The organism is Burkholderia pyrrocinia, from assembly GCF_018417535.1.
GTDB classification, from domain to species: Bacteria; Pseudomonadota; Gammaproteobacteria; order Burkholderiales; family Burkholderiaceae; genus Burkholderia; species Burkholderia pyrrocinia_E.
Genome location: NZ_CP070978.1, coordinates 3090445 through 3102973 on the forward strand (window position 1 = coordinate 3090445; position 12529 = coordinate 3102973).

The 12529-nt window shown below is 66.7% G+C and carries 14 protein-coding genes; 6 read left to right on the top strand and 8 right to left on the bottom strand.

Going from position 1 to position 12529, the window contains the following annotated elements:
- Positions 1 to 5: 5 nt before the first annotated feature.
- The 3 genes from JYG32_RS32020 to lysA form a co-directional block, all read right to left on the bottom strand.
- Positions 6 to 665, bottom strand: coding sequence for an amino acid ABC transporter permease (locus JYG32_RS32020; protein WP_213266283.1), 660 nt, complete (start codon positions 663 to 665; stop codon positions 6 to 8).
- A gap of 67 nt (positions 666 to 732) precedes the next feature.
- Complete coding sequence (locus JYG32_RS32025; RefSeq protein WP_174380214.1) at positions 733 to 1533, bottom strand: transporter substrate-binding domain-containing protein; 801 nt, start codon at positions 1531 to 1533, stop codon at positions 733 to 735.
- A gap of 638 nt (positions 1534 to 2171) precedes the next feature.
- Positions 2172 to 3410, bottom strand: coding sequence for a diaminopimelate decarboxylase (gene lysA / locus JYG32_RS32030; protein WP_213266284.1), 1239 nt, complete (start codon positions 3408 to 3410; stop codon positions 2172 to 2174).
- Positions 3411 to 3519: 109 nt separating this feature from the next.
- Between lysA and JYG32_RS32035 the strand changes: the two genes are divergently transcribed.
- Entirely contained in the window at positions 3520 to 4434 is a 915-nt protein-coding gene (locus JYG32_RS32035) for a LysR family transcriptional regulator (protein ID WP_213266285.1), read from the top strand.
- Positions 4435 to 4490: 56 nt separating this feature from the next.
- Positions 4491 to 5090, top strand: a complete 600-nt coding sequence (locus JYG32_RS32040; RefSeq protein ID WP_213266286.1) for a GNAT family N-acetyltransferase — start codon at positions 4491 to 4493, stop codon at positions 5088 to 5090.
- A 145-nt stretch (positions 5091 to 5235) separates the two neighbouring features.
- On the opposite strand, the gene JYG32_RS32045 is transcribed toward JYG32_RS32040, so the two are convergent.
- From JYG32_RS32045 to JYG32_RS32055, 3 genes are all read right to left on the bottom strand, one after another.
- A complete protein-coding gene (locus JYG32_RS32045; protein ID WP_213266287.1) occupies positions 5236 to 5805 on the bottom strand; it encodes a DUF4142 domain-containing protein in 570 nt (189 codons plus the stop codon).
- Positions 5806 to 6213: 408 nt separating this feature from the next.
- Positions 6214 to 6837 carry an HAD hydrolase-like protein gene (locus JYG32_RS32050; protein WP_174380218.1) on the bottom strand — a complete coding sequence of 208 codons (624 nt, stop codon included), beginning with the start codon at positions 6835 to 6837 and terminating at the stop codon, positions 6214 to 6216.
- A 17-nt stretch (positions 6838 to 6854) separates the two neighbouring features.
- Positions 6855 to 7619: a substrate-binding domain-containing protein gene (locus JYG32_RS32055; protein ID WP_249744888.1), complete on the bottom strand. Its 765-nt coding sequence runs from the start codon at positions 7617 to 7619 to the stop codon at positions 6855 to 6857.
- A 278-nt stretch (positions 7620 to 7897) separates the two neighbouring features.
- Here JYG32_RS32055 and JYG32_RS32060 point away from each other — a divergent pair, with 278 nt between their 5' ends.
- From JYG32_RS32060 to JYG32_RS32070, 3 genes are all read left to right on the top strand, one after another.
- Entirely contained in the window at positions 7898 to 8338 is a 441-nt protein-coding gene (locus JYG32_RS32060; protein WP_249744797.1) for a DUF4087 domain-containing protein, read from the top strand.
- Positions 8339 to 8455: 117 nt separating this feature from the next.
- The gene (locus tag JYG32_RS32065; protein ID WP_213266288.1) at positions 8456 to 8899 is read left to right on the top strand and encodes a GNAT family N-acetyltransferase; all 444 of its coding nucleotides are present in this window, start codon (positions 8456 to 8458) and stop codon (positions 8897 to 8899) included.
- A gap of 57 nt (positions 8900 to 8956) precedes the next feature.
- Positions 8957 to 9175, top strand: coding sequence for a DUF1653 domain-containing protein (locus JYG32_RS32070; protein WP_006480837.1), 219 nt, complete (start codon positions 8957 to 8959; stop codon positions 9173 to 9175).
- Positions 9176 to 9224: 49 nt separating this feature from the next.
- Here the strand turns inward: JYG32_RS32070 and JYG32_RS32075 are convergent, their stop codons facing one another.
- Together JYG32_RS32075 and JYG32_RS32080 are read right to left on the bottom strand one after the other, a co-directional pair.
- Positions 9225 to 10436: a winged helix-turn-helix domain-containing protein gene (locus JYG32_RS32075; protein ID WP_213266289.1), complete on the bottom strand. Its 1212-nt coding sequence runs from the start codon at positions 10434 to 10436 to the stop codon at positions 9225 to 9227.
- A 422-nt stretch (positions 10437 to 10858) separates the two neighbouring features.
- Entirely contained in the window at positions 10859 to 12247 is a 1389-nt protein-coding gene (locus JYG32_RS32080; RefSeq protein ID WP_213266290.1) for an MFS transporter, read from the bottom strand.
- On the opposite strand from JYG32_RS32080, the gene JYG32_RS32085 reads away from it, so the two are divergent.
- Complete coding sequence (locus JYG32_RS32085) at positions 12198 to 12422, top strand: hypothetical protein (RefSeq protein ID WP_213267535.1); 225 nt, start codon at positions 12198 to 12200, stop codon at positions 12420 to 12422. The genes JYG32_RS32080 and JYG32_RS32085 overlap by 50 nt on opposite strands.
- Positions 12423 to 12529 lie beyond the last annotated feature (107 nt).

Below are 12529 nucleotides of genomic sequence, written 5' to 3' on the forward strand. Positions count from 1 at the left end.
CGCGCTCAATGCGTGGACGGCAGCGCAAGGCGCGTCTCGACGCGGCCCTGAAGCCGCGTGAGCAGCGTGCTCAGCACCCAGTAGATCGCGGCGGCGGAGAGATAGAGCGGCAGCGGCTGGAACGTCGCGGCGATCACTTCCTGCGTCGAGCGCAGCAATTCGGTGACGGTGATCACCGAGACCAGCGACGTGTCCTTGATCAGGCTGATCAGTGTGTTGCCGAGGCTCGGCACCGCGAGGCGCAGCGCTTGCGGGCAGACGATATAGCGCAGCGTCTGCACGTGCGTGAGGCCGAGGCTGTGCGCGGCCGCCCATTGCCCGCGGCCGATGCCGAGGATCGCGCCGCGCATGCTCTCCGACAGATAGGCGCCGGCGTTGAGCGTCAGCGTGAAGATGCCGGCCGTCGTCGGATCGAGCGTGATGCCGAGATCGGGCAGCCCGTAGTAGACGACGAACATCTGCACGAGCAGCGGCGTGCCGCGCATCAGGCTGACGTAGCCCTGCGCAAGCCCGGCCGCGAGCCGGTTGCTGCCGATGCGCATGATCGCGATCACGAGCCCGACGACGAGGCCGAGCGCCATCGACGCCACCGCGAACTTCAGCGTGAGCACCGCGCCTTTGACCATCACGGGCAGGGTATGAACGACCAGTTCGAGTGCTTCCATCACGTGTCTCCTGATTGTGTGCCGGACGGCCCGCGCGTTCGTGCGCGCGGGCTCGGGGCGGGCTGCGTTATTGCGTCACCGGCTTGGTCGTGTCCGTGCCGAACCACTGCATCGAGATCTTCTTCAGCGTGCCGTCCTGCTGCAGCGATGCGACCGCATCGTCGATCGCCTTCGCGAACTTCGGGTTGCCCTTGCGGAACGGGATGCCCATCCGGTCCTCGCCGCCCGGCAGCACGGAACCGGGGCGCAGCGGCAGGTGCGAGTTCTTGATCAGGTAGTTGAGCATCAGGCGATCGTTGACCGCCGCGTCGATGCGGCCCGCCGCGAGGTCGCGCAGGTTTTCCGGCGTGCCCGGGTAGACCTGCAGGTCGACCGCGGGCACGGTCTTGACGAGATCGACGTAGTTGCTGCCCATCGTCACGCCGACCTTCTTGCCCTTCAGTTCGTCGAGCGACTTGAACGCGCGCGTGTCGTTCTGTCGTTGCAGCAGTTGCGCGGACGAATACACATACGGTGCACTGAAGTCGAGCGCCTGCTGGCGCGACGGCGTGATCGCGACCTGGTTGACGATCACGTCGAATTTGCCAGCCTGCAGGCCGGCGAGGATCCCGCTCCATTCGGTCGTGACGAACTGCGGCTTCACGCCGAGGCGCGCGGCGACCGCCTTCGCGACGTCGACGTCGAAGCCTTCGAGCTGGCCGTCGGCATTGCGGTAGTCGAACGGCGGATAGGTACCTTCCAGTGCGATCTTCAACACGCCGGCCTGCTTGACGGTGTCGAGCAGGTCCGCCGCGTGCGACGTGGCGGCCGCGATGCAGAGGAGCGCGGCGGCGATGCCTTGCTTGAGCGTCGGGGTGAAGTGCTTCATGGTTGTCTCCGTGGTTGTTGTCGAAAATTCAGGGTGTGCGAAGCCGCGGCGACGGGCGGCGTCGCCGTGGGCGGGAAGTCGGTGCGGCGGGTGGCGGCGCGAGTCGATCGCCGCCGTGCGTGATGCGGTGCGTTACCGCATGCGTTCGCGCGCGATGGTGGATCGGCGCGCGTGCGGATGAAGGCGTGAGAAGCGCGAGCGGTCGCAGCGTGACGCGTGAGCGGGCCGCACGGCATACGTGTCTAACGTGTTCCGGTGTGCGGCGAAGAGTTCAAGCATGTGGTTCATGATTGCCCGTGCGGCTTTGCGAGAGTGGTGGACCGGGTGCATCGTCGATACGCATCCGGCGACACGAATGCTGAGCGACTGAGGGCAATCTTAGGTTTATCAAAAAGGAAAGTGTTTCCAAAGATGCGCGCACTTTCCACGCGCCGTGGAATGTTTTTCTCTGCGGGCGGAAGGTTGCGCAAACAATCTGTTGCGGTTGCGCGCGATGTGAGGCATCAGGTGCTACGGTGCGGCCGGGCGGTTGCTCCGAATCGCGACCGGGTGAACCGGCGGCGCGCCGAAAAGCAAAACGGCCAGGCTTGCCGGTAGCGGCAAGCCTGGCCGTTGGCCATCGTCACGCCGAAAGCGCGTTACTCGAACGTTTCGAGCGCGAGCAATTCGTCGATCGTCTGCCGGCGGCGGATCAAGCGCGGCGTGCCGCGATCGACGAGCACTTCCGGCGCGAGCGGCCGGCTGTTGTAGTTCGAGGACATCGACGCACCGTACGCGCCCGCGTCGTGCAGGAACAGCAGGTCGCCGATCTGCGGCTGCGCGAGCTTGCGGTGCGTGACCACACCGCCCGCGTCCTGCGTGAACACGTCGCCCGATTCGCACAGCGGCCCCGCGATCGCGAGATCGACGAGTGGCCGGCCAGCGGGCAATTCGCCGCCGTGCGTGTGCACGGACACCGCGTGGTAGCTGCCGTACATCGACGGGCGCATCAGGTCGTTGAAGCCCGCGTCGATCAGCACGAAATCGTGCTTCGGCCGGCGGTTGACGGCCTGCACTTCGGTGACGAGCGTGCCGGCTTCGGCGACGAGGAAGCGGCCCGGTTCGATCTCGATGCGCACCGGATGGCCGAGATGCCGTTCGATCCGCTTGCGTGCGGCGTCCCACTGGCTGAAGTAGTGGCCGACGTCGACGCGCGGCTCGCTGTCGCGATACGGGATCGACAGGCCGCCGCCGGCCGAGATCGCGTCGATGTCGTGGCCGAGCGACGTGACGAGGTCGACCATCGCATCGCACACCTGCGACAGGTGGCCGTAATCGACGCCCGAACCGATGTGCATGTGGATGCCGACGAGCTTGAGCCCGTACTGGCGCACGATCTCGATCGCGCGCGGCACGTCGTCGATCCAGATGCCGTGCTTGCTTTGCGGGCCGCCGGTGTTGGTCTTGTTGCTGTGGCCGTGGCCGAAACCGGGGTTGACGCGCAGCCACACGCGGTGGCCCGGTGCGTGCTCGCCGATGCGCGCGAGCATGTCGAGCGAACCCGCGTTCACGGTCACGCCATGCTTCAGCACGGCCGCGAGCGTCGGGCGGTCGATCAGGTCGGCCGTGAACACGACACCCTCCGGCTCGCCTGCCGGACTGAACCCGGCCGCGAGGCTGCGCTCGATCTCGCCGAGCGACACGGCATCGACGCACGCGCCTTCTTCGCGCATCAGCTTCAGGATATGGACGTTCGAGTTCGCCTTCTGCGCGTAGCGGATCACGTCGAACTGGCGCAGTTGGGCGATGCGGTCGCGGATGACGTCGGCGTCGTACACCCACAGCGGGGTGCCGTATTGCTGCGCGAGCGTCGCGAGCTGGCGGGAATCGAGGGACATGGCGGATGAATCGGGTCGAATGAACGGATAGCGTGGATGATGCGCCTGATCGGCTATACAGTAAAATGCCTGTTTATCGACATTCGATTCATTCCTGATATAGAAGACCATGCTCACGCACCGTCATATCGAGGTCTTTCGTGCGCTGATGGTGACCGGCAGCACGACGCGCGCGGCCGAGATGCTCTACACGTCGCAGCCGACGATCAGCCGCGAGCTCGCGCGGATGGAGCAGGTCGTCGGCTTCGCGCTGTTCGAGCGCACGCACGGCCGGCTGCGGCCGACGATGGCCGCGCTCACGTTATTCGACGACGTGCGGCTCGCCTATGTGGGGCTCGAGCGCGTTGCGGCGACGGCCGCGCGCTTGCGCGAGTTTCGCGACGGCCAGTTGTCGGTGATCGCGCTGCCGGCGTTCTCGCACGCGATCCTGCCCGGTGCGTGCCGGCGTTTTCACGCGGCCCACGCGGGCGTCAGCGTGTCGATCGCGACGCAGGAGTCGCCGGTGCTCGAGGAGTGGCTGACCGCGCAGCGTTACGACCTCGGGCTGACCGAGCACGACGTAGCGCCGGCCGGCACCGTGCTCACGCCGCTGCTCGAAGTCGACGAAGTGTGCGTGCTGCCCGACGGCCATCCGCTGCTCGCGCAGGACGCGATCGACCTGCTGGATCTCGCCGATCGCCCGTTCGTGAGCCTGTCGCTGAACGATCCGTACCGCATCCTGATCGACGAGGCGTTTGCGCAGCTCGGTGTCGCGCCGCGCTCGGTGGTAGACACGCCGTCGGCCGTGTCGGTGTGCGCGTTCGTGCGGCAGGGGCTCGGCGCCGCGATCGTCAATCCGCTGACGGCGCTCGATTTCGTCGGGCGCGACCTGCACGTGCGGCCGCTCACGCGCTCGTTCCCGTACCGGGTCAGCATGATCGTGCCCGAGCACCGGCCGAAGAACCTGCTCGTCGATGCGTTCGCCGATGCGCTGCGCGGCGAGGCGAAGGCGATCCGCCGCCGGCTGGCCGCGCACCTCGGCTAACGTGGCCGTATGATGGCCGTTTCGCCGCCATCGTCCTTACTTTCCGGAACCTCGTCATGACCGACGCTTCATCTTCCGTCGAACAACCGATCCTCACCGGCGAGCGCGTCGAACTGCGGCCGCTCGAAGCATCCGACCGGCAGGCGCTGCTCGATGCCGCCGCGGACGGCCAGTTGTGGAGCCTGAAGGTCACGGTCGTGCCGGGTGCGGACACGATCGACGCGTATATCGACACGGCATTGCAGGGGCGCGCGGCCGGTACCGTGATGCCGTTCGTGATCGTCGATCGCGCATTGGGCCGCGTGATCGGCAGCACGCGTTTCTGGAAGATCGATCGCAAGAATCGCAAGCTCGAGATCGGCCATACGTGGCTGGGCGAATCGGCGCAGCGCACGCGTGCGAATACCGAAGCGAAGTGGCTGTTGCTGGCGTACGCGTTCGACGCGCTGCATTGCGTGCGCGTGCAGTTCACGACCGACGAGCTGAACGAGAAATCGCGCGCGGCGATTCTGCGGCTCGGCGCGAAACAGGAAGGGATCGTGCGTCACGAACGGATCATGCCGGATGGTCGCAAGCGCAATTCGGTGCGCTTCAGCATCATCGACGAAGAATGGCCGGACGTGCGTGCGCGGCTGATGGCGAAGCTCGCGACGTAACGTGTCACGCGTGACGTGCGGCGCGCGTGTGCGCGTGTTTGCGGATCCGACCGTCGGACGTGCGTCGCGCAGCCGACAGGGGGAGGCGGTAGCGCGACGACCGGGGAAGCGGTGCGCCGCGCACGAGGCGCGGCGCTGCATCGCGTTATTGCGCCGATGCGAGGTGGTGACGCTCCGCGAGTTTTTGCGCGTCCGCGTAGTGCTTCTGCAGGATCGGCAGCGCCTGGCGTGCGACTTCCTTCAGCTTCGTGTCGCGGCCGGCTGCGATTTCTGCCTGGAAGGCCGAGATCGCCTTCTGCTCGCCGGCGAGCGCGACCTGCTCGATATACGCCTTGTCGAACTCGGCGCCGCGCAGGCTCTTGATGCCGTTCAGCACGCTCGTATCGGGGTCGTTGGCCGGCACGTCGACGCCACGCGGGCTTGCCGCGCGCATCGCCTGGATGATCTTTTCATCGTCGGTCGACACGCGTTGCGCGAAGGCCTTTACCTGGCTGTCCGACGTGCGCGAATCGGCGATGCGTGCCGCGTCGTGCTGCGTCGACACGGTTTTCGTGCCGTCCGTGATGAAGGCCTGGTCGGCTTCGTGAATGCGCGTCGCGGCAGCGGCCGGCGCGGCGGGTGCAGGTTGCGCGGTTTGTGCGGTCGCCGTCACGGCGACGAGAAGCAGGCCAGCGGCAGACAAGGCAAGGCGCGAGATGTGGGGAAAGCGGTTCATGGGACCTCCTTTCGATCGGGGCTCTGGTTAAAAAACGGATGACGTGATCCGTAGCTGTGCGAGAGACCGGGCGCGCCCGGGCCGGATTCGACCACCGCTCTGCCGCGGCGCCGGTCGAAGTGTGTCCCGGCCCGACTGATTCTAGGAGAGCGGTCGGGTAGCAGGTGCAACCGTGCTGTGGTTTGTGTAACGGTTGGTAAGACGAATCGATGAGCGGGTACGTGTGCCGGTATTGCGTACCGGGTGCACGCGCGGCGGCGGCAATTTTTGCGCGCGCGAGGTGTGAGAGATGCACGTGCGTGTCATCCGCATTTCATCGTCGTGTTGCTGTTGCTGTTGCTGTTGCTGTTGCTGTGTCGTGCGCGTCGAACGACGTGCGGACTCGAGCGTGCAATGCGCTTGAAAGCGTCACACGCGATCGAGCAGCGCATCGAGGCGCGGCAGCAGCGGCGTCGCGCAATGCGCCTGCAATGCGTCAGGTGCGGTGTAGCCCCACGCGACACCCTGGAAGGCGATATGCGCGCGTCGTGCCGCGTCGGCGTCGCGGATTTCGTCGCCGACATACAGCACTTCATCGGCGCGCACACCGGCCTCGCGAACGAGCGCGCGCAGGCGACGTGCCTTGCCGAACAGCGGAATGCCGCACGCGAAGGTGTCGACGCGGCCGCTGGCACGCGGGCCGAGCCGGTCGCGCACGATGTCCTCGGTATTCGATGTCGCGATCGCGATGCGGATGCCGCGCGCGGCGAGCGCGTCGAACGTTGCGTCGACGCCGGGGAACAGCGTCACTTGCGCGACGCGCGGCCGCATCAGGCGGCGCATGTCGATCGTTACGCGCGGCACTTTCCACATCGGCACGTCGAGCGCACGGATGATGTCGCGCGCCGACATGCCGCGCAGCGCCGGGCGCAACTCCGGCGTGGCGTCGCGAAAGCCGTGCAGGCGCGACGCTTCCGACAGCGCCGCGAGAAAACTGTCGAGCGAATCGGCGAGCGTGCCGTCGAAGTCGAATGCGATGAGGCGATAGGGCATGAAGCGAGGTGGCAGGTTTATTGGCCGGGCGACATTGTCACCGAATCGAGGCCCGTTGCCTGCACGACCGGCTGCGCCTGCGGCGACGCGAGATAGTCGAGCAGCTTCTTCGCGTCGTCCGGATGAGCGGCGCCGACCGGAATGCCGCTCGCGAAGCGCGTGACCGACTGCACGGACTCGGGCACCTTGCCTGCATACGTGACGCCCGGCACCGGCAGCAATTCGCTGACCTGCTGGAAGCCGATTTCGTAGTCGCCGTTCGCGACGACCGATGCGACCGGGATGCGCGGCACCATCGTCGCCTTCGGCTTCACCTGATCCTCGACGCCGAGCTTCCGGAACATTGCCTTTTCGATGTAGATGCCGCTCGCGCTGTCCGAATGCGCGACCGATTTCGCATGCAGCAGCACGTCCTTCAACCGGTCGACGGTGCCGATGTCGGGCTTCGGCGCGCCGGCGCGCACGACCATGCCGATCCGAGAATCGGCGAGCTCGACGCGCGATGCGGGAATCACCTTGCCTTCCTTGATCAGCCGGTCGAGCGCGTAGCCGACCATGATCAGCACGTCGGCTTTCTCGCCGTGCGCGAGGCGGTTCGGAATCGCTTCCTTCGACTGACCCATCGACGGGCCGGAGATCGTGTCGAGCGTGTCGCCGGACGCGGCCGTGAAGCCGGGGCCGAGCTGCTTGTACGCGGCCGTGAAGCCGCCGGAGATCATCACGCGCAGCTCGGTCGCTTCGGCCGGCAGCGCGGCGGCCGAAGCGCGACGGCGGCGAGCCAGAACGCGGCGTGGCGGGGGAAGGTACGACGGGTGGCAGAGGCGGTGAGTGCAGCACGGTTGCGCATCGAGGTGTCTCCTTCCTTCCTGTCTGTCGTTGGCAGCGTGCGCGGTTGCAAAAGGCCGGCACGGGCTACATCATCCACCGAAATGCGTGTGCGGGTAAGCGGGCGAGTGCAGCGAGCGTTTCCGGTGTGCGGATATCCGGTGGCAAGCACGCGCGTGTTGCTCGCTGCGCCCGCGTTGCCCGCTGGCGCGCGACGAGCGAAAGAAAGCTCGGTATGCTGTTTGCCGTCCGCGGTAGCGGTTTTCCGATGCGTCTTCCTGTTCGAATCAATCAAATGAAAATCGCTCGTGCTCGTATTGCGATGTGGGTTCTTGGCGCGGCCTTCACATTGACGGCCGCGACGGAGGCCGCCGCCGCTCCGGAAAAACGCTGCGGATGGCTCGAGAATCCGACGCCGGCCAACTGGTGGCTGGTCGACAAGGACGATAGCTGGACGCTGTCGACCATGGGCAACCCGCCGGTGCCGGGCCTCGACGAGATGCCCGACATGTCGACAAAGGGCTGGGTCGTTACCAACGCCGGGATGCACGGCTACGGTTGCGCATGCCTCGATCTGGAAATCGACCCGCACACGCGCGAGGTGACGCGGATCGTGGCTGCCAGGCCGCTTCCGCTGAAGCGTTGCAAGGCCGACCGGGCGTTGCCGGCGCCGTGACGCGGAGAGGGGAGGATCCCGTCCGTCGGGCCGCAGCCGGCAGGTGCCGCTTGTAGCCCGCCGCGCAGCGCGGTATCGTCGATGCTCCGCCTTCCGCCCTCTAACCGGAGAACAGACGTGCCCGCAGCCACCCCCGCCACGCTGAGATTTTCCACCGACAAGCGCGAACTCGACATCGACGCGATCTTCGACTTCCTGCATCGCGACGCATACTGGTCGCAGGGTATTCCGCGCGATGTGGTCGAGCGTGCGATCGATGGTTCGCTGTGCTTCGGTGCGTATGTCGGCGACCGGCTCGTCGGGTTCGCGCGGCTCGTCACCGATCACGCGACGTTTGCGTACCTGTGCGACGTGTTCGTGCTGCCGGCCGAACGCGGCAACGGCTACGGCCGCGCGCTGATCGATCACGTGTTCGCGCAGGAGATGGTGCAGCGCCTGCGCCGCATCATGCTCGTGACGACCGACGCGCACGCGCTGTACCGGCCGGTCGGCTTCGAGCCGTCCGCGAATCCCGAGCGGCTGATGGAGATCCGCCGCCCCGACATCTACGCGAAACGCTGACGCGCGGCGCAGCGCATACAATACGCGCTTTCCGTTTTTGCCGAAGAGAAGCCCATCATGACCGAACAGGAAGCCGAACAGCTCGCGACGCATCGCCACTACAAGGGCGGGCTGTACCGCTACATCGGCGTCGCCCGCCATTCCGAAACCGAGGAATCGGTGGTCGTGTACGAGCATCTGTGGCCGCATGCGCGCGGGCTATGGGTGCGGCCGGAAGCGATGTTCAACGGCAATCTCGAGGACGGCACGCCGCGTTTTCGCAAGCTGCGCGATTGATCCGCATCCGGCGGCGTGCGCGCTGCTGTGCGAGCCGGCTGCGTGAACGTCATGCGCCGGCCAGCGCCTTCGCCAGCTCGGGCGGCGCGTGCGCGACCGTGACCTCCGGCGTGCCGTGCCACGCCGCGAGTTTCTTCACCGCCTTCGCGACGTCGGCCGCGAGCCCCGTGCCGAACCGCACGCCCGGCTCGACATGCACGGCCTTCAACTCGAACGTGCCGAGCGTGCGATGCGCTTTCGCGTCGACGCGGCCGACCAGCCGGCCGCGATGCAGCACGGGCAGGCAGAAATAGCCGTAGCGCCGCTTGTGCTCGGGCGTATAGCACTCGATCGTGTAATCGAAACCGAACAGCGTCGATGCGCGCCGGCGATCCCACACGACCGGGTCGAACGGCGACAGCAGCGTCGTGACCGTCGAGCGCAGCGTATCGGCAGCGGCCGCCGGCAGCAGCGCGTCGAGCGAGCGATGCACGTAGGCCGGCTCCTTCCAGTCGCCGATCTCCACCGGGATCAGGTCGCCCGCTTCCGCGAGCCGCTCGAGTTCCGCGCGATACGAACGGCGCGGCAGCCGGTAGTAGTCGGCGACCCAGTCCGCGCGGACCACCCCGAGCGCGCGACACGTGTAGTCGAGCAGCGCGGGCAGTACGGCGTCGCGCGGCGGCAGGTCGCGCGCGTCGTCCCAGGCGGGCAGCACGCGCTCGCGCACGTCGTACACACGCTGGAAATTGCGGCGTTCCGACACCATCAGGTCGCCCGTCGTGAACAGCACTTCCAGGTGACGCTTCTCGGGCTTGCGATCCCACCATCCGTTGCCTTTCGCGCCGTCCTCGCGGACGAAGTCCGCAGACCGCACCGGGCCGTCGTCGCGAATCCGCGCGAGCAGCCGCTCGATCTCGTCGCGATTCTGCGCGTGCCACTCGGCCGCGTATTTCCAGCCCATCCCCGACGGATCGAGCATCTTGTAGCGCATCAGGCCGAACTGCTCGACCGGCAGGAAACACGCTTCGTGCGACCAGTATTCGAACAGGCGCGCCTCGGCGAGATGTTCGTCGAGCCACTGCGGCGAGAAATCGCCGAGACGGCTGAACAGCACGAGATACGGGCTGCGCGCGACGACGTGAATGGTGTCGATCTGCAACTGCGCCATCCGGCGGATCGAGTCGAGCACGTCGGCCTTGGTTGCCTTGCGGCGGGGCGGCGTCAGCAGGCCCTGTGCGGCGAGATGCAGCGCGCGGGCGGCGGCGGGCGAGAGCGTAAGCATCGGAATGGCGGTCGAGGATGACGATCGGCGACCACTTTAGCGCGAAAGCGGCACGCGCGTGCGACGCGCCCATGCAACGCGTCTGACAATGCTTGACAGATGCATTTCGCAAGTTTCCCTATAGTGCAGAGCATGGCGCGACGATAAGTGCGCGCAACGATTCCGCTTCCGACGCACATATGTCAATGGCACGCAGGAAGCGAATCCGGGATTCTCAACCCCCATCGGGAGACCCGGAGCCCTGAGCGGACATCCATGCGGCTGTGCACCGGCCCCGTGTGGATGTCCGCTGATTTTTTTGTTTTTCCGGTTTGTCGCCTGCCGCGGCGCGTCATGTTGCGGCACGCGTTTCCCCAAGGCGCAGCGCACGGGACAGGTCGCAGTGTTATTGCCGCGCCGTCACGCGGCGAACTGCTTGCCGCTTATTGCCGCTTGCCGCGCGCGACTTCATCGCCGGCGCCGGGCGGCAGCCGCCGCGTGATCGGAATCGACGCGAACGAGCACAGCCCGACCACGACGAACGCGGGCCAGAAATCCGACCACACCATCGTCTGGTGGCCCTGCAGCCAATGCGACACGTGCAGCACGATGCCGGCGACCGTCACGCCGAGCCCGAGCGACATCTGCTGTACGACGCTGCCGAGGCTGGTCGCGCGGCCCGCGTCGCGCGGCGAGATGTCCGCGTAGATCATCGAGTTCAGGCTCGTGAACTGCAGCGCGGGGAAGATGCCGCCGACGAGCACGATCAGCCAGATCGCCCAGGTCGCCATACCGGGATGGAACACGCCGTACGCGGCGATCGCGAGCCCCGCGAACGCCGCGTTGTAGATCAGCACCGTCCGAAAGCCGAAGCGGCGCAGCGTATGCGTGGCCGTCGAGCGGCTGACCGCGCCGCCGAGTGCGGACGCGCACGTGATGAGCCCCGAATGGAACGCGCTCATGCCGAGCCCTTCCTGCAGCGCGAGCGGCAGCAGGAACGGCACCGCGCCGAGGCCGATGCGGAACAGCGACCCGCCGACGACGCTCGCGTGGTAGGTCGGGATCTTCAGGAAGCTGAGGTCGAGCACCGGGCGTTCCTTGCGGCGCGCGTACGGGACGTAAAGTGCGAGCAGCACGGCGCCGGCCACGCACATGGCGACGGCGTTCGAGCGCGACGTGAGCGAGCCGTCGAGCAGCGTGAGGCCCATCAGCAGCAACGCGGCGCCGCTCGCCGACAACAGGAAGCCGAACCAGTCGAGCGGGCCCGGATCGGGCTCGTGCGTGTTCGCGATGTGCTTGCTCGCGAGATAGATTCCGTAGATACCGATCGGCACGTTGATGAAGAAGATCATCCGCCAGTGCAGGTAGGTCGTGATGAAGCCGCCGACGAGCGGCCCGACCGTGGGCCCGAACAGCGCGGGAATCGCGAGGTAGTTCATCGCGCGCACGAGATCCGAGCGCGGCACCGCGCGGAAGATGATGATGCGGCCGACGGGCACCATCATCGCGCCGCCGACGCCCTGAATGAAGCGCGCGAACGTGAGTACGCCGAGGGAATTGGAGGCCGCGCACATCAGCGAGCCGACGACGAAGATGCCGATCGCGGTGCGGAAAACGGAGCGTGCGCCGAAGCGGTCGGCAAGCCAGCCGCAGATCGGGATGAATACGCCGAGCCCGACCACATAGGCCGTGATCGCAATGTTCAGCGTGACGGGGTTGTGCCCGAAGTCCCTCGCCATCGCGGGCAGCGCGGTGACGATGATGTTCGCGTCGACGCTTTCCATGAACAACGCACAGGCAACGATGAGCGGTGCTAGAAAGACGGGCGACATGGGCTGGGCGCGCGGTAAAGACGCCATTATGCCCACATTGTTGCCGATGCGTCACGCGCGACAACACTTGTTCCGCATGTTGCAACAGTCGTTCCTGTTGGCGTGCGCGGAAGAAGAGACGACTGCCGCGCCGGCTGCGGCGTGTGACATGACACATGACATCGGCCTGTCGTAGCGGCCGCGAAACTTGCGTGCGATGCGCGTTTCGTGCGACAGTCGGACCCACTCGCAACACAACACATGACGCGCATCGATCGAGGGCCATCGAGACGAGCGCGCGCG

Bases quoted from the DNA above. Each gene is read 5' to 3' on its own strand.
- JYG32_RS32020 (WP_213266283.1), bottom strand. From the start codon at position 665: ATGGAAGCACTCGAACTGGTCGTTCATACCCTGCCCGTGATGGTCAAA.
- JYG32_RS32025 (WP_174380214.1), bottom strand. From the start codon at position 1,533: ATGAAGCACTTCACCCCGACGCTCAAGCAAGGCATCGCCGCCGCGCTC.
- lysA (WP_213266284.1), bottom strand. From the start codon at position 3,410: ATGTCCCTCGATTCCCGCCAGCTCGCGACGCTCGCGCAGCAATACGGC.
- JYG32_RS32035 (WP_213266285.1), top strand. From the start codon at position 3,520: ATGCTCACGCACCGTCATATCGAGGTCTTTCGTGCGCTGATGGTGACC.
- JYG32_RS32040 (WP_213266286.1), top strand. From the start codon at position 4,491: ATGACCGACGCTTCATCTTCCGTCGAACAACCGATCCTCACCGGCGAG.
- JYG32_RS32045 (WP_213266287.1), bottom strand. From the start codon at position 5,805: ATGAACCGCTTTCCCCACATCTCGCGCCTTGCCTTGTCTGCCGCTGGC.
- JYG32_RS32050 (WP_174380218.1), bottom strand. From the start codon at position 6,837: ATGCCCTATCGCCTCATCGCATTCGACTTCGACGGCACGCTCGCCGAT.
- JYG32_RS32060 (WP_249744797.1), top strand. From the start codon at position 7,898: ATGCTGTTTGCCGTCCGCGGTAGCGGTTTTCCGATGCGTCTTCCTGTT.
- JYG32_RS32070 (WP_006480837.1), top strand. From the start codon at position 8,957: ATGACCGAACAGGAAGCCGAACAGCTCGCGACGCATCGCCACTACAAG.
- JYG32_RS32075 (WP_213266289.1), bottom strand. From the start codon at position 10,436: ATGCTTACGCTCTCGCCCGCCGCCGCCCGCGCGCTGCATCTCGCCGCA.
- JYG32_RS32085 (WP_213267535.1), top strand. From the start codon at position 12,198: ATGAACAACGCACAGGCAACGATGAGCGGTGCTAGAAAGACGGGCGAC.
- JYG32_RS32080 (WP_213266290.1), bottom strand. From the start codon at position 12,247: ATGTCGCCCGTCTTTCTAGCACCGCTCATCGTTGCCTGTGCGTTGTTC.